The 24,722-nt window shown below is 42.9% G+C and carries 25 protein-coding genes; 18 read left to right on the top strand and 7 right to left on the bottom strand.

Annotation, left to right across the window (positions count from 1 at the left end):
• The first annotated feature begins 218 nt into the window (after positions 1–218).
• Positions 219–1,103 (top strand): UDP-N-acetylmuramate dehydrogenase, encoded by an 885-nt coding sequence (gene murB, locus IGJ42_RS12915; protein ID WP_371875350.1) that lies wholly within the window; start codon positions 219–221, stop codon positions 1,101–1,103.
• A gap of 117 nt (positions 1,104–1,220) precedes the next feature.
• The gene (locus tag IGJ42_RS12910; protein ID WP_430615707.1) at positions 1,221–2,441 is read left to right on the top strand and encodes a hypothetical protein; all 1,221 of its coding nucleotides are present in this window, start codon (positions 1,221–1,223) and stop codon (positions 2,439–2,441) included.
• A 65-nt stretch (positions 2,442–2,506) separates the two neighbouring features.
• Here the strand turns inward: IGJ42_RS12910 and IGJ42_RS12905 are convergent, their stop codons facing one another.
• Genes IGJ42_RS12905 through IGJ42_RS12890 form a run of 4 tightly spaced genes read right to left on the bottom strand, consistent with a single transcriptional unit; the run spans position 2,507 to position 5,479 of the window.
• Positions 2,507–3,151 carry an ECF transporter S component gene (locus IGJ42_RS12905; RefSeq protein WP_005228527.1) on the bottom strand — a complete coding sequence of 215 codons (645 nt, stop codon included), beginning with the start codon at positions 3,149–3,151 and terminating at the stop codon, positions 2,507–2,509.
• Between the two features lie 2 nt (positions 3,152–3,153).
• Positions 3,154–3,711 (bottom strand): phosphopantothenoylcysteine decarboxylase, encoded by a 558-nt coding sequence (coaC, locus tag IGJ42_RS12900; RefSeq protein WP_005228528.1) that lies wholly within the window; start codon positions 3,709–3,711, stop codon positions 3,154–3,156.
• A gap of 32 nt (positions 3,712–3,743) precedes the next feature.
• A complete protein-coding gene (coaB, locus tag IGJ42_RS12895) occupies positions 3,744–4,493 on the bottom strand; it encodes a phosphopantothenate--cysteine ligase (RefSeq protein ID WP_430615705.1) in 750 nt (249 codons plus the stop codon).
• Complete coding sequence (locus tag IGJ42_RS12890; RefSeq protein WP_430615703.1) at positions 4,490–5,479, bottom strand: acryloyl-CoA reductase; 990 nt, start codon at positions 5,477–5,479, stop codon at positions 4,490–4,492. The genes coaB and IGJ42_RS12890 overlap by 4 nt, the downstream gene beginning before the upstream one ends.
• Positions 5,480–5,865: 386 nt before the next feature.
• Here IGJ42_RS12890 and IGJ42_RS12885 point away from each other — a divergent pair, with 386 nt between their 5' ends.
• From IGJ42_RS12885 to IGJ42_RS12865, 5 genes are read left to right on the top strand one after another with little or no spacing between them, the layout of a single operon-like run.
• Positions 5,866–6,408, top strand: coding sequence for a helix-turn-helix domain-containing protein (locus IGJ42_RS12885; protein WP_008380724.1), 543 nt, complete (start codon positions 5,866–5,868; stop codon positions 6,406–6,408).
• Positions 6,409–6,424: 16 nt separating this feature from the next.
• A complete protein-coding gene (locus IGJ42_RS12880) occupies positions 6,425–7,513 on the top strand; it encodes an ABC transporter ATP-binding protein (protein WP_005228533.1) in 1,089 nt (362 codons plus the stop codon).
• 12 nt (positions 7,514–7,525) lie between these two features.
• On the top strand, positions 7,526–8,335 hold the full coding sequence (locus IGJ42_RS12875) for an ABC transporter permease (protein WP_005234157.1): 810 nt from the start codon (positions 7,526–7,528) through the stop codon (positions 8,333–8,335).
• Positions 8,332–9,168 (top strand): ABC transporter permease, encoded by an 837-nt coding sequence (locus IGJ42_RS12870; protein ID WP_430615701.1) that lies wholly within the window; start codon positions 8,332–8,334, stop codon positions 9,166–9,168. The genes IGJ42_RS12875 and IGJ42_RS12870 overlap by 4 nt, the downstream gene beginning before the upstream one ends.
• On the top strand, positions 9,165–10,238 hold the full coding sequence (locus IGJ42_RS12865; protein ID WP_077451915.1) for an ABC transporter substrate-binding protein: 1,074 nt from the start codon (positions 9,165–9,167) through the stop codon (positions 10,236–10,238). The genes IGJ42_RS12870 and IGJ42_RS12865 overlap by 4 nt, the downstream gene beginning before the upstream one ends.
• A 140-nt stretch (positions 10,239–10,378) precedes the next feature.
• On the opposite strand, the gene IGJ42_RS12860 is transcribed toward IGJ42_RS12865, so the two are convergent.
• Entirely contained in the window at positions 10,379–10,825 is a 447-nt protein-coding gene (locus IGJ42_RS12860; protein ID WP_430615698.1) for a MerR family transcriptional regulator, read from the bottom strand.
• A gap of 253 nt (positions 10,826–11,078) precedes the next feature.
• On the opposite strand from IGJ42_RS12860, the gene IGJ42_RS12855 reads away from it, so the two are divergent.
• The 6 genes from IGJ42_RS12855 to IGJ42_RS12830 all read left to right on the top strand — a co-directional run bounded on the left by IGJ42_RS12855 (position 11,079) and on the right by IGJ42_RS12830 (position 17,368).
• Positions 11,079–12,086, top strand: a complete 1,008-nt coding sequence (locus tag IGJ42_RS12855; RefSeq protein ID WP_430615696.1) for an aldo/keto reductase — start codon at positions 11,079–11,081, stop codon at positions 12,084–12,086.
• A 171-nt stretch (positions 12,087–12,257) separates the two neighbouring features.
• Positions 12,258–12,551 (top strand): zeta toxin family protein, encoded by a 294-nt coding sequence (locus IGJ42_RS12850; protein WP_231472762.1) that lies wholly within the window; start codon positions 12,258–12,260, stop codon positions 12,549–12,551.
• The gene (locus IGJ42_RS12845) at positions 12,544–12,711 is read left to right on the top strand and encodes a hypothetical protein (protein WP_005234163.1); all 168 of its coding nucleotides are present in this window, start codon (positions 12,544–12,546) and stop codon (positions 12,709–12,711) included. Before IGJ42_RS12850 ends, IGJ42_RS12845 begins: the two co-directional genes overlap by 8 nt.
• Before the next feature lie 409 nt (positions 12,712–13,120).
• Positions 13,121–14,887, top strand: a complete 1,767-nt coding sequence (locus IGJ42_RS12840; protein ID WP_430615693.1) for a 1-deoxy-D-xylulose-5-phosphate synthase — start codon at positions 13,121–13,123, stop codon at positions 14,885–14,887.
• A gap of 289 nt (positions 14,888–15,176) precedes the next feature.
• A complete protein-coding gene (locus tag IGJ42_RS12835; protein WP_034872112.1) occupies positions 15,177–16,355 on the top strand; it encodes an MFS transporter in 1,179 nt (392 codons plus the stop codon).
• Positions 16,356–16,480: 125 nt separating this feature from the next.
• Complete coding sequence (locus IGJ42_RS12830; RefSeq protein ID WP_228095123.1) at positions 16,481–17,368, top strand: MurR/RpiR family transcriptional regulator; 888 nt, start codon at positions 16,481–16,483, stop codon at positions 17,366–17,368.
• Positions 17,369–17,403: 35 nt separating this feature from the next.
• On the opposite strand, the gene IGJ42_RS12825 is transcribed toward IGJ42_RS12830, so the two are convergent.
• Positions 17,404–18,225 carry an MBL fold metallo-hydrolase gene (locus tag IGJ42_RS12825; RefSeq protein ID WP_008380735.1) on the bottom strand — a complete coding sequence of 274 codons (822 nt, stop codon included), beginning with the start codon at positions 18,223–18,225 and terminating at the stop codon, positions 17,404–17,406.
• A 98-nt stretch (positions 18,226–18,323) separates the two neighbouring features.
• Here IGJ42_RS12825 and IGJ42_RS12820 point away from each other — a divergent pair, with 98 nt between their 5' ends.
• From IGJ42_RS12820 to IGJ42_RS12810, 3 genes are all read left to right on the top strand, one after another.
• Positions 18,324–18,479, top strand: a complete 156-nt coding sequence (locus IGJ42_RS12820; RefSeq protein WP_430615689.1) for a hypothetical protein — start codon at positions 18,324–18,326, stop codon at positions 18,477–18,479.
• A gap of 213 nt (positions 18,480–18,692) precedes the next feature.
• A complete protein-coding gene (locus tag IGJ42_RS12815; protein WP_315037105.1) occupies positions 18,693–20,549 on the top strand; it encodes a beta-glucoside-specific PTS transporter subunit IIABC in 1,857 nt (618 codons plus the stop codon).
• Positions 20,550–20,560: 11 nt separating this feature from the next.
• Entirely contained in the window at positions 20,561–21,985 is a 1,425-nt protein-coding gene (locus IGJ42_RS12810) for a 6-phospho-beta-glucosidase (RefSeq protein WP_086297909.1), read from the top strand.
• Between the two features lie 122 nt (positions 21,986–22,107).
• Here the strand turns inward: IGJ42_RS12810 and IGJ42_RS12805 are convergent, their stop codons facing one another.
• Entirely contained in the window at positions 22,108–22,992 is an 885-nt protein-coding gene (locus tag IGJ42_RS12805) for an AraC family transcriptional regulator (RefSeq protein WP_008380738.1), read from the bottom strand.
• 132 nt (positions 22,993–23,124) lie between these two features.
• Between IGJ42_RS12805 and IGJ42_RS12800 the strand changes: the two genes are divergently transcribed.
• Positions 23,125–24,231 (top strand): glycoside hydrolase family 88/105 protein, encoded by a 1,107-nt coding sequence (locus IGJ42_RS12800; RefSeq protein WP_430615687.1) that lies wholly within the window; start codon positions 23,125–23,127, stop codon positions 24,229–24,231.
• Between the two features lie 39 nt (positions 24,232–24,270).
• Entirely contained in the window at positions 24,271–24,582 is a 312-nt protein-coding gene (rhaM, locus tag IGJ42_RS12795) for an L-rhamnose mutarotase (RefSeq protein WP_061053170.1), read from the top strand.
• Positions 24,583–24,722 lie beyond the last annotated feature (140 nt).

Below are 24,722 nucleotides of genomic sequence, written 5' to 3'. Positions count from 1 at the left end.
GCAGCCACTTAGAAGTAGTCGATAAAGTCACTACGGAGATGAAAGAACGATTATCTGAAATAACAAAACACTTTTTTTGAAGCTGACTCTTTATTAATCAGGTCATTTGATTATTAAGCTTTTCTTTGATTCACCAGAGGTAGCAACTTTTCCTTGAACATGCTAAAATAAGTGAGATGTTTATTGTGAAAGGAAACCTTCTCGTGAATAAAGACTTGATGATTGCGCAATTCCCTGAAATTGCCTTATTAAAAGATGAACCCTTATTGAACTATACGTATACAAAAACTGGTGGACCGGCAGACATTTTGGCTTTTCCCAAAACAGCAGATGAAGCCAAACAGCTGCTTGATTATTGCCGAGAACAAGCGATTCCTTGGATCGTCTTAGGAAATGCCAGCAACTTGATCGTCCGTGACGGTGGTATTCGTGGCGTGGTGATCATGCTATCAGAAATGAACCAAATCGTGGTGGACGGCACTTCTTTGATCGTCGATGCTGGAGCAAAGTTGATCGATACCACCTATGTCGCTTTGCATGAATCGTTGACTGGTTTTGAATTTGCCTGCGGGATTCCTGGCAGTGTCGGCGGTGCCGTCTTTATGAATGCTGGCGCCTATGATGGCGAAATCCAAGATGTCTTTGCGTCCTGCGACGTTTTGCTGGCTAATGGTCAAATCGTGACTTATACCAAGGAAGAAATGGAATTTGCTTATCGTCATAGCAAATTGCAAGAGCAAAAGATGATCATTTTGAGCAGTCGCTTTGATCTAGCAAAAGGCGATCAAGAGCAAATTAAAAAGCGGATGGATGAACTGACAGAATTGCGGCAATTGAAGCAACCGCTAGAATACCCCTCTTGTGGGAGTGTCTTTAAACGTCCAGTCGGTCATTTTACCGGCAAGCTGATCCAAGATGCAGGCTTACAAGGATTGAAATGGGGCGGAGCCCAAATTTCGGAAAAACATGCGGGCTTTATCGTGAATGTCGATCAAGCCACTGCAACGGATTACGTTGAACTGATCGCTCATATCCAACAAGTCATCAAAGAAACCTTTGATGTCACCTTAGAAACAGAAGTCCGAATCATCGGCGAAGAATAGATTAGCGAAAAGATTGTCCCGCGGGGCAATCTTTTTTTCATGAGAGCTGATAAAAAAGAGCTTAGGATTGTAAGCTTTCGCAGTCTTCGGTACAATAAAAGAAAAGGAGTGAGCAGGATGAAAAAGTGGGGAAGCGTCATTTTGTTTGTTGGGTTCGCCTTTCTTTTCGGCGGTTGTACGAAATTACCGCAAGAACAGTTTGCCGAACAGTTGACGAATCAGCAAGCAGCGAATGCTGGTGAATTCCAAGCGACGATCGATACCTTTGAGATAGGCAGCAGCAGCGAATACGGTCAAGAAGCCGATAGGTATGCCTCTATGTTGATGTCACAGTTAGTTGGCTCGTCATTTAAAGGGGACTTCGTGCAAGACAAAGAAACCAAAGCGATTTTACTCAATCTGGCAGTCGCTTTTGGGGGGCAGGAGCTGCCGATCAAGCTGATCGTCGATCCAGAAAAACAAGAAGCGTATGTGTCAGCTGAAATCTATGAAACACTGCAAGGGTATATCAGCGCATTTGGTAGTGACAGTTATGGGACAAAACCAGACGCTGCGGAATATGAAGGCAAATACCTGCGCATCGATCAAGAAACCTTAGATTCTTACTTTGGCGAAGGAACTTTTGCAGAGGACGGCGAGGGGACGACCGAAGCAGAAAAAGCGCCTGAAAACCTCTTTACCATGAACAGTCTTTTTCATAATGAGACGTTTGCAGACTATTTGAAAACCTTCGAACCGGATGCTTTCAAAAGAGATGGAGATACGATCAGCCATACGTTTACCAAAGAAGAATTGGCAGATTATGCAACCTATGCCCAAGAACACGGTGCCGATCAAAAGCAAGTCGCCGAATTAGAAACGATGCTGGAAGAAGTCGAGCAGTTTGACTTAGCTATGACCGTCAATACGAAAACAAATCAGCAGAAAATGGCTTTTCACTTCGTGCAAGCGGATGAGCTGCAAACGACTATCGGAGCTACGGTGACTTTTACAGGAAAGAAAAGTGATACTGCCGTTGCGATCCCCACAGCGGAAGAATTGATTGACCCAGAAGAATTGTTTTCTCCCTATGATTATGGCTGGGATGACAGCTATGACGATGGGTATGAGAATGATTATGATGATGAGTACTGGGATAGCTATGATGAAGCCGATGATTGGTCTTCTTATATGCTGACGGATGAGGAGTTCGAGGAACTGCTACTGCAAATCAAGCAAGAGCTGCCTTATTTGACCCAAGCAGATATCGATGATTATCTGACATTTTATGAAGAGTATTTGACCCAAGAGCAGTATCAAGAGCTTGTCGAAGCACTCCAGATGACACAAAGTTTATGAGTCACTCAAAAGGGAAGCGACCGCCTAAGTTAGCCAAAAAGCTAACTTTAGGCGGTCGCTATTTTTTAGATTCGATTTTTTTTGCGGTTCATGACTAAGCGCAAAAGAACGGTTCCAACTGCCATCGTGGCGATTCCCGCTACAATGGCTTCAGGCACGCCTTGGGCGAAGATCACACCCAAAATCGCTGCGTAAACAGCATTGCCGGCTTTTCCCACAACCTCCGCATATTCTTGCTGGAACAAGAAGTAGATCAAGTTCATTACCAGAATCGTATTCGTCAAACCTCCGGCAACACCAGCAATCAGTAGCGAAAGACTTTGCTGTTTGTTTTTCCAGATTTTTTGACAGCCTTTATAAACAAAGTAAGGAACGACACCAATCAAAATACGGGGAATCAGCGCTACGAGGATCGCTTTCCAACTTCCTTGATCACTCCCATAAATCGGTACGAAAGGGGAGAAGACAAAAGAAAGCGGGGTGATGATCCAGGTCGAACGCACCATACTGATGATCCCAAAGGCGCCGCCTAAAAAGCCGCCGATCCGAGGGCCTAATACAATGGAAGCGATGATCACAGGAATGTGCATCGTTGTCGCATTGATTGGTCCTAAGGGAATAAACCCAAGAAAGGGAACCGATGCTAAAAGAATCAAGATTCCTAAAAAGAAAGCTGTTAAGACAAGTTCAAAAGTTGATATTTTTTTCATTGTTAGACACTCCGTACTTCCAAAGCAGTCAATGCTTTTTCAAGAATCGTTTCTGTTGCTGCTAATGCGCCTCTGCCGAAATCACCGCAAGCCAGTAACGCTTCACGGGGTTCAATCTCTTGGAAGCCGACTTCTTTCAAAATCCCCAAATTTCTTTGAACAATCGGGTTTTCGTACATGACGGTATTCATGGCTGGCGCAATCAAGCGGGGCACGGATAACGGCAACGCTAAGGCAACTGTTGAGATCAAATCATCGGCTATCCCATGCGCCAGCTTGCCAATACTGTTGGCACTGGCTGGGGCGAGCAAGAAAAGATCGGCTTGTTTGGCTAGTTCAATATGATTGATCCGATCTGGTTGACGTTCTTGCATAACATCTACATGGATCGGGCGTTTGGATAATGACTGTAGAGTCAAAGGCGTAATAAATTGTGTGCTATTTTGAGTCATTAAGACATCCACTGCATAGCCCTTTTTGGTTAATTCATTGGTCAGGTCGGCTGCTTTGTATGCAGAGATACTGCCGCTGACGCCAAGCAGAACGTGTTTTTGTTTCATGATTCTTTCTCCTTTTCTAAAAAAACATCTAGCTAAGCACGCAGGTCATTGCGTAATGTGTCAACGATCAAGGTTGCGATCTCAGCTTTTGTGCGACCAGTCCCGATTTGTCCTTCTTGTGTCAAAAGGTGGCCAACATGCTGGTTTCCTGAAATTTGCGTCAAGTCGTTGGCCAACACATAATCCGCTTGGCTAGCCAGCAAACTTTTTCGTGCGACCGCGAACAACTCGTCTTCCGCTACGGCTACTAATAATTTGAATCCGACTAATAAGGTTGTCGGCTGTAATGCTTTGATGGTTTGGATCACTTTCGGGGTTTTCTTCAACACTAAAAACAAATGATCCGTATTGGAAGAAACTTTGCCTGCCGTTGCTTCAGATTGTGCGAGCACGTGTGCCATCAATGCCGGAGTGACCTGGTTGTCATAAGTCGGTAGGGCATCGTTGATTGCTTCATAAAAGGCTGCTTCTGAAAAATGAGCAGCAGGGGTAAAATCACTAACTGCCATACTGTGGATCACGGCAGCATACGAATGGGTCGTCAATAAATCGGTCAATTGCCCCAACAAGTCCGTGGTCCCTTCAATGAAATGACAGGTAACTCGTGGATCGGTAGGCGGTTGCTTGGCAGTTTTCGTCGTAACGTAATCGATGGTCACCTCAGGGTACCGCAGCCATTCCTTGGCAATCGCTTGACCAAGTGAACCCGTGGAATGATTCGTGATTGCACGGACATCATCGATTTTTTCGGAAGTACCGCCAGCCGTAATCAAAATTCTCATTGCCCTTGTGACACCTCAACGATCGTCCGTCCTTGGTGCGTGCCAGCTAATAAAGCTGCCAACGTTTCTGGTAAGTCTTCCAAAGTGATGGCTTTCGTGTAAAGCTGATCGATCACATTCCACTCACCCGCTAATTTCTCCCATAATGCCGTGCGGATCTCATGGGAAACATTGACTGAATCGATCCCAATTACACGAATCCCACGCAAAATAAAGGGTAAGACAGTCGTTTCGATTTTGATCCCACCAGCATTGCCGCATAAGAAGGCACCGCCCCCATAAGCGATTTGCGGAAGCACTGCCGCAAGCAATGGACCGCCAACAGTATCGATGACCGCTGCAAACGATTGTTTTGCTAATGGTTTGACCTTTTCGGGTACCACTTCATCCGGACGGACGATTTTCGCTGCGCCTAGGTCCAACAACCATTGCGCATCGGTTTTCCGAGATAGCGCCACTATATTTGTATAGCCCAGTTTTTTCAATAAAGCAATGCTGACACTGCCAACGCCACCGCTCGCACCTGTCACCAAAATCGCAGCGTCTTTTGCTAAGTGCAGCTGCTCTAATTCTTGCACCGCTAAAGCTGCTGTAAACCCAGCAGTGCCATAGGTCATACTGTCTTTCGCTGAAAAACCAGCAGAACGTTTCACGAGCCACTCGGCTGGGACCCGTTGAAATTGACTGTAACCGCCTGGGTGAGAAACCCCTAAGCCATAACCAGTCACTAAAACTTGATCGCCTGGGGCAAAATCAGCAGACTGACTGTCCACGACTTCCCCTGCTAAATCGATTCCCGGCGTCATCGGATACGTGCGGATCACGCCGCCATTTTCTTTTGCTGCCAAGGCATCTTTGTAATTAACATCTGAGTAATCAACACGGACAAGCACATCGCCTGCTGGCAGCTCGTCAAGGGTTGCAGTTGTGAGTGAAGCAGTAAAATTTGGTTCATTCATGACACGAAAGGTAGAGAAATTCGTCATTTCAGACACTCCTTTGATGGTTTGTACTCATAATACCATAAGTTTTATTTTTTTAACCAGTGAAGCAAGAAAAGGCAGGGCTTCTTATCAAAAAATCAGTAAAAATAGATCATTATTAAATCTACCTTTTCTTCGTTAAAATAGAAGATGTTCTTTTAAACCTGTGAAAAGCGAAAATGACGGGACCGCCAATCGTTTCCTTTATAGCACAAGCATTTAGCATCACTCCTTTTTTTGATTAGGAAGAAAAGAATTCAAAGAAATGAAGAAAAAAGGCTTGTGTTTTTTGCAATTATTTGTATACTAGAAAAAGTGAAATTAAACATGAAGTTTACTTATAGCAAACTTTTTTACTTGCAGTTGTGTCAATAAAAGGGGGAATGAACATGGAGATTGGCGAGAAGCTGCGCAATTTGCGCGTTCAAAAGAATTTGACCCAAGAAGAATTAGGCGAGCGGACCGATTTGACGAAAGGCTATATCTCACAGTTGGAACGTGATTTGAGTTCGCCTTCTATGGAAACTTTTTTTACGATCTTAGAAGTTTTAGGCGTGACACCAGAGGAATTTTTCCGAGAAGAAAATGCGCAGCATCAAGTGGTTTATCGCGAAGAAGACAGTACGCTTTATTATGATGAAGAAAATGGCTATGAATTGAAATGGCTGATTCCCGATTCCAATGAAAAAGAAATGGAGCCAGTCTTGCTGACTTTTGATAAAGCCGGCGAATACAAGACCTTTGAACCATCGTTAGCAGAAACATTTATCTATGTCTTAGAGGGCAGTGTGGCGTTGTCGTTAGGAGAAACGCAGTACAAGGCTCGTAAAGGCCAATCGATCTATTATCAGGCGACTGAGCCGCATCAATTAAAAAATATCGCCGGCAAAAAAAGCCGTGTGCTCGTAGTCGTGACGGATTCTTATTTATAGTACAGGAGGAAAGAGTGTGGGAAAAACAATAATTTCATTCAACAATGTGGTGAAACGATTTGATGATGATGAAACAGTTTTGAAAAAAGTGAGTTTTGATATTGAAGAAGGTCGCTTTTATACATTGTTAGGTCCTTCAGGTTGTGGAAAAACAACTATTTTACGCATCATTGCGGGTTTTTCGGACGCAACAGAAGGCGACGTTTATTTTGATGGACAAAGAATTAATGACGTTCCTGCCAATCAACGGCAAGTGAATACTGTCTTTCAAGATTATGCCTTATTCCCACATATGAACGTTTTTGAAAATGTGGCATTTGGTCTGCGAATCAAAAAATTACCAAAAGATGAAGTGAATAAAAAAGTCTTAGAAGCGTTACGGTTAGTACAACTTCCTGGTTATGAGAATCGTGAAATCAGCGAAATGTCAGGAGGTCAACGCCAACGGGTCGCAATCGCACGAGCGATCGTCAATGAACCCAAAGTATTGCTTCTTGATGAACCATTGTCCGCATTGGACTTGAAATTGCGAACTGACATGCAATACGAGCTGCGGGAATTGCAGCAGCGACTAGGCATCACCTTTATTTTTGTCACCCATGACCAAGAAGAAGCGTTGGCCATGAGTGATGAGATTTTCGTCATGAACAAAGGGAAGATCGTCCAAAGCGGAACACCAGTGGATATCTACGATGAACCAATCAACCATTTCGTGGCGGATTTTGTCGGTGAAAGCAACATCGTCACAGGCACGATGATCGAAGACAACTTAGTGGAGTTTGTCGGCAAGCAATTTGAATGTGTCGATGGCGGGATGCGGCCGAATGAAGCCGTTGAGATCGTGATCCGTCCGGAAGATTTGAATTTGACGACGGCGGAAAAAGGCAAGCTGGTCGTTGAAGTAGACACGCAATTGTTCCGAGGCGTGCATTACGAAATCATTTGTTACGACGAACAAGGCAACGAATGGATGGTTCACTCTACAAGAAAAGCCACTGAAGGAAGCAAGATCGGGCTTTCCTTTGAACCAGAAGACATCCACGTCATGCGTTTCAATGAGTCCGAAGAAGATTTTGATGCTCGTTTAGAGAGCTACGAAGATTAGGAGGGAAAGCAAATGACGAAAATGCGTCGTTTTTATGCGATACCCTATGTCTTTTGGTTATTGCTATTTGTTATTGCACCAGTCTTATTGATCATCTACCAATCCTTTTTTGATATGAACGGCAACTTTTCGCTGGTCAATTATCAAAGCTACTTAGGTTCTGGCAAATATTTGATCATGACCTTAAACTCGGTTTGGTATGCCTTTTTGATCACCTTGATTACCTTAGTGATCAGCTACCCGACAGCCTATTTCTTAACTAAGCTGCGTCACAAAGATTTGTGGCTGCTGTTGATCATCTTACCAACGTGGGTCAACTTATTGTTAAAAGCCTACGCGTTTATTGGCATCTTCGGCATTCACGGTAGTGTCAACAATTTTCTAGAAATCATGGGTGTTGGACCAAAGCAGATTTTGTTTACCGACTTTAGCTTTTTGACGGTTGCCGTCTATATCGAACTGCCCTTTATGATCATGCCGATTTTTAATGCCTTAGAAGAAATGAATCCCTCTTTGATCAGTGCCAGTCGCGATTTAGGGGCAAACAGCTATGATACGTTTCGACGAGTGATTTTCCCTCTGTCGTTAAACGGTGTAAAAAGCGGCGTCCAAGCCGTCTTCATTCCGTCGCTCTCCCTCTTCATGTTGACCCGTTTGATTGGGGGCAATCGCGTAATCACGCTTGGTACGGCGATCGAGCAGCACTTTCTCGTTACCCAAAACTGGGGCATGGGTTCGACCATCGGCGTCATTTTGATCATCGCTATGTTCCTCGTGATGCTGTTTACGGGAGAAAAGAAAAAAGGAGGGCAACGTAAATGAAAAAATTTCGCTGGTCGAATCTTTATCTGATCGTCGTCTTTATTCTTTTGTACGTGCCGATCTTTTATTTGATTTTCTATTCCTTCAATGAAGGAGGCACCATGAATGCTTTTATGGGTTTCACTTTTGAACATTACCAATCCGTCTTTCAAGATACCCGCTTGATGATCATCGTGTTGAACACCTTTATGCTGGCATTTTTATCAGCATTACTGGCAACGATCATCGGCACATTTGGTGCGATGGGCATCTACTATACCCGCAAACGCCGAACAAGAACAGCATTGTTGAGTTTGAATAATATTTTGTTGGTTTCACCAGATGTCATCATTGGTGCTAGCTTCTTGATTTTCTTCACGATGATCGGCAACTTGTTCCGTGGGTTTAGCTTAGGCTTTTTCAGCGTATTGCTTTCGCATATCGCCTTTAGTATCCCGATCGTGGTCTTGATGGTCTTGCCGAAATTGCAAGAGATGAACGATTCAATGATCGATGCTGCCCGTGATTTAGGCGCTAATAATTTTCAAGTCATCAAAAATATCATTTTGCCTTTCTTGACACCGGGCATCATCGCCGGCTATTTCATGGCCTTTACTTATTCACTCGATGATTTTGCCGTGACATTCTTTGTGACAGGCAATGGCTTTAGTACCTTATCGGTAGAGATCTATTCTAGAGCACGTCAAGGAATCAGTTTAGAAATCAATGCATTAAGCACACTTGTCTTCTTATTCTCCATGATCCTGGTGGTAGGCTATTACTTTATCAGTAAAGAAAACGGCGCGAAAAAGTTGCGTAAAAACCGCCGTGTGGAGGTGGCAAATCTGCGATGAAACGACTACAATCTCTGATTATCGGTATTGTTGCGATCGTCCTGATCTTGCTCTTTGGTGTCCGTCAATTGGAACGCTCCTCTGGTATGGCAGGCGCTGAGGTCGTCAACATCTACAACTGGGGCGACTACATCGACCCTGATTTGATCAGTAAGTTTGAAGAAGAGACAGGCTACAAAGTCAATTATGAAACCTTTGACTCAAATGAAGCGATGTTCACGAAGATCCAACAAGGCGGTACGTCCTATGACATCGCCATACCGAGTGAATACATGATTGAGAAAATGATGGAACAAAATCTTTTAAAACCATTGGATCACAGCAAAATCAAAGGGCTAGACAATATCGACCCTCGCTTTTTAGACCTGAGTTTTGATCCAGGCAATCAATATTCCATCCCTTATTTCTGGGGAACACTGGGGATCGTCTATAACGATAAATTCTTTGATGAAGGTGAGATCACCCAATGGGACGATCTTTGGAAACCCGAATTAGCAAACAGCATCATGCTGATCGATGGCGCGCGTGAAGTAATGGGATTAGGTTTGGACAGCTTAGGCTATTCTCTTAACAGCAAAGACGATGATCAACTGCAAGAGGCATTCAATAAGCTGCGGACCATGACCCCAAATATCAAAGCCATCGTCGCAGATGAAATCAAGATGTACATGGCCAATGAAGAAGCATCGGTTGCGGTCACATTTTCTGGGGAAGCAGCCGACATGATGTACGAAAACGAGCACATTCATTACGTGATCCCTTCGGAAGGTTCCAACCTGTGGTTCGATAATATGGTCATTCCTAAGACCTCACAAAACGAAGCCGGTGCTTACGCCTTCTTGAACTTTATGCTAGAACCCGAGAACGCTGCACAAAACGCAGAATACATCGGCTATTCCACACCAAACCAAGAAGCCATGGCATTACTGCCTGACGAGATCACCGAAGACGAACAGTTCTATCCATCCGATGAATTGATGGAACACCTCGAAGTCTATGAAAACTTAGGTGCTGAGTATCTTGGCATCTATAACGATTTGTTCTTGGAATTGAAGATGTATCGGAAATAAGCAAACTGCCATTAAGCAGGGAATGAATCCTGTTTAATGGCAGTTTTTTAGTAATGAATAGTCTATTTCAGCACTATACGAATATAATCATCAAAAAATTAAGTGTCTATTGATCCAAATCATTGGTAAAATATCTTCATTCAAGTTCTATTCCGCAATACTGCTTCCTCCTCCCAAGTTGCCGGATTCAATGGATCGTTAGAAGCTGTTTTCTGGTTGATGAGCTCTTGATAGGTATTGATTTTCTTTTCTAAATAAGCGACTCGTTTTTGCGCTTCTGTAAGTTTAACGAGCGCTTTTTCTTTTTGCGATTGAATGATGTCGGCTCTTTCTTTGATCGTCGAATCGCCAAGGAGGCAAAGCGAAATATAATGCTTAATGGCTTCTAAAGACATGCCTGTTTCGCGCAAATTCTTGATACCAGTTAACCAATTGATGGAAGTCTGATTAAAAACCCGTCTGTTGTTTTTGTCCCTGATCAAACTAGGAACCAAACCCATATCGGTATAATAGCGAATCGTGTGTTCAGACAATTCAGTGATCGTGGCTGCTTCTTTGATAGAGTAAATGTTGGTCACGCCTTTCATAATTTGCTGTAGTAAAGCAAGTCGTTTGAACGTATTAGTAAAAACTGTTGTAGATCATTTTCTTTTTATATCGCGTATTATAGCACAGATAATTTTGTGGAGAAAAGTAGCTTCCTATTTGAGAGCCTCAAAAAGACAAAAGGTGGAAGAAAAATGATTGTTAGAAACTCCTTGACTTCGAGTGACTCGAAGATGCTAAAGTTTAGCTAGCTTAACGAGTGCATAAGGTATCGATGAAGGAGGGAATTGTAATATGAAGAATAGAAAAATCAGAAGTTTAGCAGTTTCGCCAATCGGAATGGGGTGTATGGGGTTTTCTCACGGATATGGAAAGGTGCCAGAAGAAAAAGAGAGTATTGCATCTATTCACAAAGCTTACGAATTTGGCTGTACATTTTTTGATACAGCAGAAGCTTATGGAAAAGAAATGTTTTATTCTGGACATAATGAGGAGTTGGTGGGTAAAGCACTGTCGCCTTTTCGAAACAAAGTTGTTCTTGCCACCAAGTATCATCTCGACGAAAAAGAAGTGAATGAAAGCACAACTCTTTACACAGCCATCCGTAACCATTTGATTGCTTCAATGGAAAAATTGCGCACCGATTATGTTGATCTTTATTATCTTCATCGAATCAATGAACAGCTTTCTTTAGAAGAAATAGCTGATGTGATGGGACGATTGATCAAAGAAGGTATGATCAGAGAATGGGGACTCTCGCAAGTTTCCGTGGAGACACTTGCTAAAGCACATGGGATTACCCCCGTTGGTGCTGTGCAAAATCTCTATTCAATGGTTGAGCGTGATTGTGAGCGAGAGATTTTCCCCTATTGTCTTGAGAACGAGATCGCCGTCGTTCCTTTTTCACCAATCGCTAGTGGGTTTTTATCTGGAAAAGTCACACCAGATACATCCTTTGAAGGGGATGATGTTCGCAAATTCGTCCCTCAGCTGGCTAAAGAAAACCTCGTAGCCAATCAACCGATTTTAAATATGCTAGCAGAAGTCGCTCAAGCAAAGCAGGCGACAAATGCCCAAATTTCATTGGCGTGGATGCTTCACAAGTACCCGAATGCAGTGCCGATTCCTGGATCAAAAAATCGAGTCAGGATTTTGGAAAATCTAGCTGCTTGGGATGTACAGCTTACAGATACCGAGTTTCAAGTAATTGAAAACCAATTGAATCAAATACCTGTATATGGCCATCGAGGACATGTCGAATCACAACAACAATCTTTCGGAAAACAGTGGGACAAACACTAAATTAAGAAAAAGTTGGAAAAGCAGACTGCATGACAAATGTAGTCTGTTTTTTTGCGTATAGTTCATTAACAGAAATTTTTGCCATCTTACTTCTCGCAATAAATGATTCTTGTTTCACCCACTAAAAAAGCTGATCAAAATATTGCGCGATGCTTAAAAAAGAATTATGATGTGCTTATCTATTATATCTATCAAGATCCTTTTATTGCTTGGAATTATACGAAGCAACGTGAAAAAATAGAAGGACGCTTTGTTCCTAAAGAACATTTTATAAATGCTTTTTTTCAATCAAGATATAACTTGATTAAAATGAAGGAATTGTATAAAGAAAATGTGACCGTTAATATTTTTATAAAAGATTTTCAAAATCGCCATTCTCATACGTTGATGGCAGTTGACAATGTATCGTTCGCTTTGCCATTAACATACACAAAGGAAGAATTGGAGGAGAAGCTCAATGACTGAGAAAGAAAAAGTAGAAACAATCATGATAAAATATCATCGAAACTTCTCGATCTTACAGAAAAAGGCAACGCCTAGCGAATTGAAAACAGTTTTAAACTTTGTTGCAGAAGAATCGAACCGTAAACAGCGAGTGCTTGTTGGCTTAGAGAAAGAAGAATAAGTGGTCAATGAAAAAATTTAGGTTTCTTAAGAATGACCATTGAACAAGTAAAATCCGAGATAAGAAGCAAGCGCTTCTTATCTTTTTTTTGTATCATTATGGCGGGCACGCAGTAAAGATAGGATCAAAATAGAATAAATTCACAAAAAGTGCTTGACCTAAAGTCAACTCTAGGTGGTATCTTTTTAGATAGAAGAAATGAGCAGCGATTGTTGAAACTCAGAAAAATCACGATTTCCCTTTAGGATAACTTGCTATTTCTCGGTTTGACAGGAATTCTAAAAAGAGCGTCTAGCTCCGATGGCCACGTTTTTCATTCTAGAGAACGATCCACTCATTTCGATTTCGTGTCTTTTTCCTTGTGAGTAAACACACGAACCATTCAAACATTTCTACAGGAGGTACGTACATGTTATTAGAAAAAATCAAAAGCCCCAAAGAGTTAAAAGAATTGACCAGTGGGCAACTTCAAGAACTGGTAGTAGAAGCACGAACTGCTTTATTGGAAAAAATCAGTCACCATGGGGGGCACAATGGCCCCAATCTGGGGATGGTTGAGATGACGATTGCGTTGCATAAAGTCTTTGATTCCCCCACAGATAAGCTGATTTTTGATGTGTCCCATCAGACCTATATCCATAAAATGTTGACGGGACGCGCCCATGCCTTTCTTGATGCTGCGCAGTATGGTGCGGTTTCTGGTTACACGAATCCGAAAGAAAGCGAGCACGATCTCTTTACGGTCGGTCATACCTCCACCTCAGTTTCGTTGGCAAATGGTGTGGCGAAAGCCCGTGACCTAAAAAATGAAACGTATAACGTCGTTGCCGTGATTGGTGATGGTTCTCTATCAGGCGGGTTAGCGTTTGAAGGCTTGAACAATATCGTGGAATTAGGCACCAATACCATCGTGATCCTCAATGACAATGACCAATCGATCGCAGAAAACCATGGGGGGATGTATCAGAATTTGCGGGCATTGCGGGAAACAAAGGGGCAAGTAGCAGACAATCTGTTCAAAGCGATTGGTTTTGAGTACCACTATTTAGATGAAGGAAATGACCTCGCTGCACTGATCGCTTTATTTGAAAAAGTGAAAGATGTTGATCATCCTGTTTTATTACACATTCATACGATCAAAGGCAAAGGCTTCAAGTTTGCGGAAGAAAATCGTGAAAAGTTTCATGCAGGCGGTCCCTTTCATTTAGAAACCGGCGAATATATTTCTATTGGCGGCAATCAAGTAACGTACAATAGCTTAACGACGGATTATTTATTAGAAAAAATGGCGTCAGATCCTAAAGTCGTGGCAGTAAACGCTGGTACACCGATGCTGCTTTTTTCTCCGGAACAAAGAGAAAAAGCAGGCAAACAATTTGTAGATGTAGGTATTGCAGAAGAACATGCGGTATCGATGGTTGCTGGGTTAGCAAAAAATGGAGCAAAACCTGTCTGGGCCGTTTTTTCTACCTTTATGCAACGTAGTTTTGATCAAATTTCCCATGATTTGGCCTTAAATCATCTGCCTGGAACGATTCTGGTATATGGTGCATCGATTTACGGCATGAATGACGAGAGCCATTTGGGAATTTTTGATATTCCATTTTTGGCACATATTCCCAACCTTATTTATCTTGCGCCAACCTCTAAAGAAGAATATCTGGCAATGTTGGATTGGTCGCTGGAACAAACCAGCTCACCAGTTGCGATCCGGGTACCGGTTGGACCTGTCAACGAAATGGCAGTGACAGTCTCTACTGACTACAGTGATCAAAAAAATGAAGTGACTCAAGCTGGCACGCAGGTAGCCATCGTCGGTGTTGGGAACTTTTATGCGCTAGCGGAAGAGATCGCAGAACAATTGAAAATGCAACATGGAATTACGCCAACGGTGATCAATCCTAAGTTTATTTCAGGGGTCGACAAAGAGTTGTTGGATGCTGTGGCACGATCGCACAAACTCGTTGTCACGTTGGAAGATGGCATACGAGAGGGTGGCTATGGACAAATGATTGCCAGCTACCTGGGTGATCGTGAGATTGTCGTCAAAAACTATGGCTTAGAAAAGAAATTTTATGATAATTACCGGGCAGCGGACGTTTTATCTGAACTTGGTATCACCGTTGAGACAATTACGAAAGACGTTATGGAACAGTTAAAGCAATCAATTCACTAAAGCATTCTGAGTAGTTACAGTCGATTTATGAAAAGAAGGAAACCTTGCAGAAAACATACTGCAAGGTTTCTTTTTTTAGACAAACATAAATGAGTTCCAGCAATCGCCATAGAAACCTAGTAGAATACAGAAGACCAATGCTTTTCAAGCATAAAGCCCAAGCGCGTTAAGCATTGGTCAACGAGGACAATCTAGCGAATAATAAGGTAGTGAAAGGATCACTTTGTCATCTTGGACTATTGGGTTCAGAGACAAGGAAGAAAAGGTGTTTTTAAGGAAAGGGGTATTTATGAAATTTTTTTCTATGAAGTTGTTGGCACTGCTGTCGGTGGCAATGGTTGTCTATTCGGCACCGGCGATTTCTGCCAATGTCCCAGCGATTGCGGCAAGCTTTCCAGAAGTTGATGCGGTCTACATTGGGTTACTGACCACGATTCCATCATTGTTTCTTTTACTGGGGATTTTTACTACCAGCATGATCGAAAAAAGGATCGGCAAAAAATACACGATGGTCACCGGCTTGGTCATTGTGGCGGTTTTTGGCACGCTGCCGGCATGGTATCAGGGGAGCTTTCCCGTCTTGTTTCTTTCTCGAGGGATTCTTGGCTTCGGGATCGGCTTATTCAATCGTTTGGCGATTCAAATGATTAGTTTGCTGTTTCAAAATGAGCCGCAAAAGAAAGCCAAAGCTCTTGGATTAGAAAGTGCCGTCGGTGGTTTAGGTGGTATCTTTATGACTTTGCTGGTTGGGCAGCTAGTGAAAATCAGTTGGGAAATGTCCTTCTTGGTTTATGGCTTTGCCCTGATCAGTCTCTTCTTTGTCCAGCTGTTTATTCCAAACGAAACACAGGCTGTGACTAATGAGACGTTATTGGCGAACGTCACGGTTTCAAAAGAACGGAAACAGCGATCATTCGTTCTGGGTGTGCTCTTGTTTCTAATCGTTGTCTTATTTATTAATTACAATTTACAGATCACACCATTGTTATTGGAAAAAGGAATCGGGGACGCCACTGAAGGCAGTAACATGATCGCCGCCATTGCGACGGGAGCATTTATCGCCGGCAATGCCTTTGGCTTGATATACAGTCGCCTACATCGCTGGTTGCTGCCCATTGCGGCATTGCTTGCAGGAAGCAGCATCTATTTGACTTATCCATTGCAGACAGTGGGGCTACTCTTGGGTTGTTCTTTATTATTAGGCTTTGCCTTTCGCAGCATCATGCCTTTTTTCACCCACTTGCTGACGACTGGTGGTGAAGCAGAAGCTAAGTTTGGCACGATCGTCTCGATCGTTGCTTACAATTTAGGGGTCACGCTCGCACCCTATGCATCACGCTTGCTGATACTAGTCAGCGGCAATGAAACAGCAGGGATGCAGATGATCTTATCAGGGGGCATGCTATGTCTGATTGGTATGATCGCCCTTTTGGGAAATAAATTCTTTTTGTATTTTGAACGAGGGTAGGCATACGCTGGCGTGCTCCACGCTTTTCTGTCTTCAATTCATCACTTTCAGTGCTTTTAGATAGAAAGAAACGTGAATGAATGGGACGTGTAAAACTAACAGCAGCAATCAGAAGGGAGAACCAGATGTATCTTTTTCAAAAAATTGAAGAAGCAGCGTTTAAACAAAATGATGCAAGAAGGACGATCGGTGATTTTTTACTAGGCAATCGGGAAAAAGTCAGTGAGTATACTATGGAAGAAATCGCAAAACTGACCCATACCTCAAAGCCGACGTTAGTCCGTTTTGCAAAATATTTTGGCTTTTCCGGTTGGAAAGAATTTGTGTATGCCTTCGTGCATGAACTGGCACACTTTGATGATGGCTCAGCAACGATCGATGTGAATATCCCTTTTGGTGAGGCGGCAGACACATTAGAAATCATTGAAAACTTGGCGAACTTACGCATGCAGACGATTAAAGAAACAGCGGCACTTATGACGGTAAAAGACCTGAATCAAGCCGCTCGACTCATCAATGGCGCTCAAAACGTTGTCATCTATGGGCGTAGTCCAAATTCGTATTTCGGGCAGCTGTTTAAACGCAACTTAAACACGATTCATAAAAAAGCCTTTGTTGCGGATACGGACGAAGCGGGCTTGATTTCCCAAACGCTGACCCCGAAGGATTGTGCCATTCTTATCTCTTATTCTGGAAATAATTCAGAGACCTATCCTATGAAAAATGTGAAAACATTGCTGAAAAATGGTGTGCCAATTATCAGTCTTACGAGTGGTGGGGACAACTATTTGCGGGACTATTCGACAATCGTCTTGACGATTGCTAGCCGAGAAAAACTATATTCTAAAATCGGAAATTTTTCCACAGAAGAATCGATTCAATTCCTTTTGACGGTTTTGTTTGCTCAGATTTTTTCCCTCGATTATCAGGAGAATATCCAAATGAAAATCAGCAACGCTCGTTATTTAGAAACGAGTCGAAGAACGACGTTTAAAGAGATGGCAGAAGAATAAAAGGACCACACCAAAAACGGTGTGGTCCTTTTTCCCTATTCTAAATTGTTGGAAGTGGTTGATTTCAATTCGATCGGCTCACCGGCAGCAACTAGACGAATCCGTTTCGGATTGACGATCCGATCGTACAAAGCTTCAGGGTCCCCATTAAAAGCATCGATATGCGGAGCATCCACTGTTCCCCAATGGGAGAGGATCAATTCAGCATGAGGATAGGTATTTGCCAGTTTCACGGCGTTCTCAAAGCCGATATGCCAAGCGTTGTCGTTAAAGTCAAATAAGATCGCATCTGGTTGAGGCATCTCTAATTGTTCTGGTAAGAGACGAGAATCGCCAGGAATCCACAAGGAACCATCCGGAGTATCGATCCAAAAGCCGCAATAGTCCTCAATTTGGAAGACACGGTCAAATTTTGTCGTCTCATTTTGCCAAAGGTGATACGCCTTTGTTAAAGAAATCTCCAAATTTTTAACGGTGAATGAATCATAGATTTCGTGACCTTGGGCAGCAACTTGAAAGTGCTCTTGCATAAGTTCGGCAACATATTTGGGTCCATGGAAGCTATCGGTAACCGGGACTAATTTTTCAATCGTCGGAATGCCGTAGTGATCATTATCTGAATGGGTGATCAATACCGCATCTAAGTGAGGGACTGCCGCCGGTTTGATTGGCAGATCGATCAGTAACGGCAGGTCAAATCCTTCTAAGACCGGATCGACCATGATACATGTACCACGGCTGTTTAGAAGAATACCGGAGTTTCCTAACCAGCGAATGATCGTTTGATCTGTTTTTTGAAAAGCTTCTTCATGAAAGAAAATCGTTTTTGGGGGTATTGCTTGTTTCGCGTTTGTCATGTTTCTTCGTTCCCTTCGCCTGTTTTTTATAAATCCAACCCAGAATAGCCGTTCATAACAGGCTAGACCAAATCGTTGATTCAGTAAGGATTGCTTCAATGGTTGGGGGAAGAAGCAGTGGTTTGATCCGTTGTTGCGGGATCATCGGGGCGCTCTTTTTCGGTTGGTGGGTCCATTACGTTGAAAAAGCCTATTATGATCGCGATAAATCAAAAGTAACACAATCATCTAGTAAATTAGATCATTGTTTCTAGTGGCTTCGTCAAGGCGATGTTTGGTCTTTTAATGGAATGGATTTCGAAAAAAGAGCGGTTTTTAATGAAAAGATGAAATCCATTTCGTCTTTAGGAAAATATATTGGAAACGCTCTCTATAAATGGTACATTGCTGGCAGAAAGAACAGTATGTTATACCGGTAAGCACATACAACATAGATTTTCTTTGAAATTTATTTAGGGGTGGAATGTATGAGTGAAAATTATCAATCATTAGCAAAAAAAATCGTCCAGTATCTGGGGGGACAAGAAAATATCACGGATGCCTATCACTGTCAAACCCGATTGCGCTTTAAAGTCAATGAAGAAAAGCGTATAGATCAAGGAGAACTAGAGGCGCTCGATGGGGTTGCCAAATACATCAATAACGCAGGGGTACATCAAGTCGTGATCGGAACACATGTCAAAGATGTCTATGAAGAAGTCACAAAATTGGTTTCGCTTCAATCATCAGGGGCGTCGGAACCTGGGGAGAAAAAAGGACCAGCAGCTGCAGTGATCGATTTTGTGGCAGGAACGTTTCAACCAATTATTCCCGCACTGTCCGGTGCCGGAATGGTTAAGGCAGTTTTGGCTTTATTGATCGTTTTTGATGTGATCACGGCTGATTCGCAAACCTATTACATGCTGAATCTTTTTGCAGATGGTGTTTTCTTCTTCTTACCAATGATCCTGGCCTTCACTGTGGCACAAAAATTGCGATGCAATCCGATTTTAGCGGCTTCAGTGGCTGCTATGATGATGCATCCTAATTGGGGTGCCTTGGTCACAGCAGGCGAACCCGTTCACTTTTTTGGGGTTATTCCTTTTACATTAGCAAATTATACGGGATCAGTCATTCCGATCCTGATCGTGATTTTTTTCCAATCGTATGTCGAAAAGTTTTTGAACAAAGTGATTCCAAAATCAGTGGAGCTGGTTTTTGTTCCGATGCTAACATTCTTGATAATGGGTACATTAGCCTTCTCGCTATTTGGACCGATCGGTAGTATCTTGGGTGGTTATTTGGCAACTTTCTTTACCTTCTTAAGTGTCCATGCTAGCTGGGTTCCAGCGGTTTTGATTGGGGGCTTTTTGCCAATCATGGTGATGTTTGGATTGCACAATGGGATTGCTCCTTTAGGGGTGATGCAAATGGCAGAACTTGGGTATGACAGTATTTTTGGTCCAGGGGCATTGGTCTCAAACATTGCTCAAGCAACCGCAGTAGCAGTTGTCGCATTGCGTACGAAAGAGAAAAAAACTAAGCAGTTGGCGGTATCAGGGGCAATCACTGCCTACATGGGGATTACCGAACCCGCTTTATATGGCATCAATTTGCCCAAAAAATATCCGTTGGTTGCGGCAATGATTGGTGGGGCTTCTGGTGGTTTGTATGCTGGCTTGACCAATACGCATCGCTTTGCGACCGGTTCGTCTGGTCTCCCAGCAATCTTACTATATATCGGTGATGATACGATGCGCTATTTTTGGAACATCATTATCGCATTGGTGATTGCAGCTGTGGTGAGTGGGGCCGTTACCTATGTCTTAAGTTTCAAATATGAAACAAAAGTGACAATTGATGTTCCGGAGATGAAAGCAGTAGTACTAGAAGATACCGGCTTGATCAATCCTGTACCGGGAATCGTGATTCCGTTGAATCAAGTCAAAGATGACGCATTTGCTTCTGAAGCACTCGGAAAAGGATTTGCGGTCGATGAACCCATCGGTGAAGTCATTGCGCCTTTTGATGGAAAAGTCGCTGCTGTTTTTCCTACCAAACACGCGATTGGCTTGGTTTCAGACACCGGAATCGAATTGTTGATCCATGTCGGTTTAGACACAGTGGAACTAAATGGTCAGTATTTTGATGCTTTAGTAGAAGCAGAGCAAAAAGTTACAAAAGGGCAGCGATTGCTGACGTTTGATGTACCGCAGATAAAAGCTGCAGGATATGTCACACAAGTACCGATCATCGTTACCAATACACCACAATATACCGCAGTCGAACGTGTGAAAGAAGGTTTGGTAGCTAAAGAAGAGGAAGTACTTGTAGTCAAAGTTTAGGAGGAAATAACATGGGATTATCAGATGATTTTTTATGGGGCGGTGCAACGGCTGCCAATCAAGCAGAAGGTGGTGTATTAGCAGGAGGACGTGGCTTATCAAATGTCGACCTCTTACCAACTGGTCCTGATCGCGCAAAGGTCGCTGCGGGTGAACTGGAAATGTTGGAATGGCAGGAAGATTCTTTTTATCCAGCCCAAACGGCCATTGATATGTACCACCATTATATGGAAGATATTGCCCTTTTTGCCGAAATGGGGTTTAACGTGTATCGGATGTCACTTTCTTGGTCACGGATTTTTCCGAATGGCAATGACGAAGCGCCCAACGAAGAAGGACTGCTTTTTTATGAGAAAATCTTCAAAGAATTGAGAAAACATCAAATCGAGCCATTAGTCACGATTGCCCACTTCGATGTTCCGCTGCATTTGATCAAGGAATTTGGTGGCTGGAAAAATCGCCGACTCATTGATTTCTATGTGACTTATGCGGAAACCGTCTTCCAACGCTATCGCGGGTTGGTCAAATATTGGCTGACGATCAATGAAATCAATATTTTGCTGCATCAGCCCTTTGTAGGTGGCGGGATCGTCTTTAAAGAAGGGGACAATCGTCAAGAAATCAAATACCAAGCAGCGCATCATCAGTTAGTCGCCAGTGCCTTAGCAACCCAAAAGGCTCATGAAATCGATCCGACCAATCAAGTTGGTTGTATGCTGGCTGGTGGCAGTCATTATCCTTATACTTGCCGACCTGAAGATTACCAAGAAGCAATCGATCGTGATCGCGAAGGCTATTTCTTTATCGATGTGCAAGCCCGAGGCAAATACCCCAATTATGCCTTGAAAAAATTTGAGCGCGAAGGCTTAACAATCAAAATAACACCTGAGGACGAGGCGATTTTAGCGGCTTCTCCTGTTGATTTTGTCAGTTTTTCTTATTACTGTTCGCGAACGGTCAGTGCCCACCCAGAAGACTATGCGCAAGCGACAGGGAATCTCTTTCCATCAATTAAAAATGAACATCTATCATCGACTGAGTGGGGGTGGCAGATTGATCCGTTAGGACTGAGAAATTCATTGAATCAATTGTATGATCGCTATCAAAAACCGTTGTTTATCGTAGAAAATGGGTTAGGGGCGATCGATACCCCTGATGAGAATGGGTTTGTCGCAGACGATTATCGGATCGACTATTTAAAAAAACATATTCAAGCCTTCAAAGATGCAGTGACGATCGATGGCGTGGAACTACTTGGTTATACTACTTGGGGTTGTATTGATCTTGTAGCAGCCAGCACCGGTCAAATGAGTAAACGCTACGGCTTTATCTACGTGGATCGAGACGATCAAGGCAACGGCACCTTGAAACGAACCAAGAAAAAATCCTTTGAGTGGTATAAAAAAGTGATCGCTTCAAATGGGGAAGTTTTATAGCATACAAAAAGAATGACACATTTCCTCGTGTCATTCTTTTTGTATTGTGTCATCTAACATCAGGAAAGGGAAGCAGCAACTCTTTTTTCACGAGCCAATGATTGGCGCTTTGCAACGGCTTGCTATTTTTTCCCTGCAAAATGCGTAAAACGGACAAACTGATTTTGGGCTTCTTCTTGTAAAAATTCTTTTGGTGTCAGCTGAAATTCTTGTTTAAAGCAGCGTAAAAAATGGGTATAGGAGTTGAAGCCGCAAGCTTCGAACGTGGCGGTGGCGCTTCTGGTTTTACGTAAAATTTCTTTGCTCTTTAAGAGTCGTTTCTTTACCACATAGGCATGAAAGGCGACGCCAGTTTCTTTTTTGAAGGTCCTTGAAAGCGAGTATGGGCTCATGAAAAGGGCTTTGGCGACGGTCTCTAAGGAGAGATCAGCGGTCAAATGCTGATTGATATAGGTAATAGCAGCCAAAATGTCTTTATTTTTATAGAGTGAGTCGGATAAAAATAGCGGTTCTTTTTCCTGATAGGCAATCGTATTGATGGAAATCAAAAACGCAATCAAATGATTTTGATAAAGTAAGTCGGTGCCATAATTGCTATCCGTTTTTTTGCGTAAAGGACGCAATAGCTGGTCTAGTTGGTCGGCATCGATCGATAAAATACGACTGTTGATGCCGCCGTTGCTACGAAAACAGGCAGTGAGATCTGTTTGGGTAGTGGAGAGGGCAGCGAGATAACTAGGATTGATATACAGGTAGGTTCGCTCGAAAAAATCAGAAGTTTGATGAACGATTCGATGCAAGACGTTTGGAGGAATCAAGATGATCGTACCAGGTTCTAGAGGGAATTCTCCGCCATCGATAAAGAAGACCGCTGATCCTTTTAAGGTACAGTGAATCTCATAAAAACTATGGTAATGATAAAGGGTATTGTTTTCTTCTACGATGTCTTTGATATGAAAGGCCTCAAAACGATCGTTGATCATCGTATCCGCACTTTGCTTCTCCATGATTGGCTCCTTTCGTACTCGTTTGTTTTTATCATACAAGAATAGATAGTAAAGTGTCAATAACTGCTATTTTTGTGTAAATGTAAGCGTGTTACGATCAATCTATCAAAGAGAAATGAGAGGATGAACCCAATGGTGATTTTAGAACAGTTATTTGTGGAAAAACGTGTTGTAGAAGAAAAAATTGATCGCATGATCGAAAATTTAACGACGATCAAGGATGATAATGGCGAATTTCTATTAGACTTTGACGGCTTGATCGTTGATGATAAAAGCTGGGGGATTTGGAACTGGCCGCAAGGGGTGGGACTATACGGCATTTATAAAAACTACCAAATCACCAAAAATCCCAAAGCGCTCCAAGTTGTGGAAGAATGGTTTGAGCAGCGGATGTTAGAAGGCGCGCCACCTAAAAATGTCAACACGATGGCGCCGCTTTTGGCAATGGCGTATCTTTATGAAGACACCAAAGATTCTCGTTACTTGCCGTACCTTGAACAATGGGCGGAATGGGTCATGCATGATATGCCGCGAACCGATGAAAATGGTCTGCAGCATGCGACCTATGGACCAGAAAATCGCAAGCAGCTTTGGGACGATACCTTGATGATGACCGCTTTGCCTTTGGCGAAAATTGGCATGTTGCTGAATCGTCCGGCCTATATCGAAGAAGCAAAACAACAATTTATGATCCATATCAAATACTTAGTTGATAAAAAAACTGGTCTTTGGTTCCACGGCTGGACCTTTGAAGAACGCCACAATTATGCGCAAGCGCTTTGGGCAAGAGGCAACTGCTGGATCACCATTGCGATTCCTGAGATCATTGACATTCTCGACTTGCAAGAAGGAGATGCGTTACGAGGCTTCTTGATCAATACCCTCTTAGACCAACTAGCTGCCTTGCAAGAAATGCAAGATGAAAGTGGTTTGTGGCACACCTTGTTAGATGATCCTAGCTCGTATGTGGAGGCTTCTGCGACGGCTGGTTTTGCCTATGGGATTTTAAAAGCCGTTCATAAGCGTTACATTGACAAAGCTTGGGAAGATGTTGCCTATAAAGCGTTAGCCGGTTTGATCGAACAAGTCGCAGAAGATGGAGAAGTCCAAAATGTTTCCATCGGTACTGGAATGGGAGAAGACTTGGCGTACTACAAAAACATCGCGATTACAGCAATGCCTTACGGGCAATCACTGACAGTTTTAGCATTTACTGAACTATTGGTTTCATTTTGTTAAGCAGAACACCTTACGTAATAAAGAGAGGAGCAGACAAAGATGATCAAAAAAGCGATTCGGATGAAGCTACATCCTGGTTATGAAGCAGAATATGAAAAACGGCATCGCGAACTATGGCCAGAACTAAAAGAGCAGCTCATAGCACACGGGGCGAAAAGCTACCAGATTTTCTTAGATCCAGAAAGCCTTGCGTTGTTTGGCTACCTTGAGATTGAAGATGAAACCCGCTGGCAGCAGTTAGCGGCAACCGAGATCAACCAAAAATGGTGGCAGTACATGGCAGAACTTATGGAAACAAATCCGGATGATTCGCCAGTGACACAGGAGTTAAAGGAAGTCTTTACGCTGTAAGCTAGACAAAAATGTTTATTTCTTAAAACGAACACGGTCGCATCAATTGTTTGACATCAATTACTGGTTAGTCAAAGAGGTAGTTCGCTCACGAATGTGAGCGGACTACCTCTTTTGTTGAAATAGCAACACAGTCATTT

The sequence above is a fragment of the Enterococcus sp. DIV1067f genome, from assembly GCF_050543505.1.
GTDB lineage: Bacteria > Bacillota > Bacilli > Lactobacillales > Enterococcaceae > Enterococcus_D > Enterococcus_D entomosocium.
The sequence above is the reverse complement of the archived record's forward strand: the minus strand, read 5'-3'. Positions and strand labels throughout refer to the sequence as shown.

Bases quoted from the DNA above. Each gene is read 5' to 3' on its own strand.
- murB (WP_371875350.1), top strand. From the start codon at position 219: ATGATTGCGCAATTCCCTGAAATTGCCTTATTAAAAGATGAACCCTTA.
- IGJ42_RS12910 (WP_430615707.1), top strand. From the start codon at position 1,221: ATGAAAAAGTGGGGAAGCGTCATTTTGTTTGTTGGGTTCGCCTTTCTT.
- IGJ42_RS12905 (WP_005228527.1), bottom strand. From the start codon at position 3,151: ATGAAAAAAATATCAACTTTTGAACTTGTCTTAACAGCTTTCTTTTTA.
- coaC (WP_005228528.1), bottom strand. From the start codon at position 3,711: ATGAAACAAAAACACGTTCTGCTTGGCGTCAGCGGCAGTATCTCTGCA.
- coaB (WP_430615705.1), bottom strand. From the start codon at position 4,493: ATGAGAATTTTGATTACGGCTGGCGGTACTTCCGAAAAAATCGATGAT.
- IGJ42_RS12890 (WP_430615703.1), bottom strand. From the start codon at position 5,479: ATGACGAATTTCTCTACCTTTCGTGTCATGAATGAACCAAATTTTACT.
- IGJ42_RS12885 (WP_008380724.1), top strand. From the start codon at position 5,866: ATGGAGATTGGCGAGAAGCTGCGCAATTTGCGCGTTCAAAAGAATTTG.
- IGJ42_RS12875 (WP_005234157.1), top strand. From the start codon at position 7,526: ATGACGAAAATGCGTCGTTTTTATGCGATACCCTATGTCTTTTGGTTA.
- IGJ42_RS12870 (WP_430615701.1), top strand. From the start codon at position 8,332: ATGAAAAAATTTCGCTGGTCGAATCTTTATCTGATCGTCGTCTTTATT.
- IGJ42_RS12865 (WP_077451915.1), top strand. From the start codon at position 9,165: ATGAAACGACTACAATCTCTGATTATCGGTATTGTTGCGATCGTCCTG.
- IGJ42_RS12860 (WP_430615698.1), bottom strand. From the start codon at position 10,825: ATGAAAGGCGTGACCAACATTTACTCTATCAAAGAAGCAGCCACGATC.
- IGJ42_RS12855 (WP_430615696.1), top strand. From the start codon at position 11,079: ATGAAGAATAGAAAAATCAGAAGTTTAGCAGTTTCGCCAATCGGAATG.
- IGJ42_RS12845 (WP_005234163.1), top strand. From the start codon at position 12,544: ATGACTGAGAAAGAAAAAGTAGAAACAATCATGATAAAATATCATCGA.
- IGJ42_RS12840 (WP_430615693.1), top strand. From the start codon at position 13,121: ATGTTATTAGAAAAAATCAAAAGCCCCAAAGAGTTAAAAGAATTGACC.
- IGJ42_RS12835 (WP_034872112.1), top strand. From the start codon at position 15,177: ATGAAATTTTTTTCTATGAAGTTGTTGGCACTGCTGTCGGTGGCAATG.
- IGJ42_RS12830 (WP_228095123.1), top strand. From the start codon at position 16,481: ATGTATCTTTTTCAAAAAATTGAAGAAGCAGCGTTTAAACAAAATGAT.
- IGJ42_RS12825 (WP_008380735.1), bottom strand. From the start codon at position 18,225: ATGACAAACGCGAAACAAGCAATACCCCCAAAAACGATTTTCTTTCAT.
- IGJ42_RS12820 (WP_430615689.1), top strand. From the start codon at position 18,324: ATGGTTGGGGGAAGAAGCAGTGGTTTGATCCGTTGTTGCGGGATCATC.
- IGJ42_RS12815 (WP_315037105.1), top strand. From the start codon at position 18,693: ATGAGTGAAAATTATCAATCATTAGCAAAAAAAATCGTCCAGTATCTG.
- IGJ42_RS12810 (WP_086297909.1), top strand. From the start codon at position 20,561: ATGGGATTATCAGATGATTTTTTATGGGGCGGTGCAACGGCTGCCAAT.
- IGJ42_RS12805 (WP_008380738.1), bottom strand. From the start codon at position 22,992: ATGGAGAAGCAAAGTGCGGATACGATGATCAACGATCGTTTTGAGGCC.
- IGJ42_RS12800 (WP_430615687.1), top strand. From the start codon at position 23,125: ATGGTGATTTTAGAACAGTTATTTGTGGAAAAACGTGTTGTAGAAGAA.
- rhaM (WP_061053170.1), top strand. From the start codon at position 24,271: ATGATCAAAAAAGCGATTCGGATGAAGCTACATCCTGGTTATGAAGCA.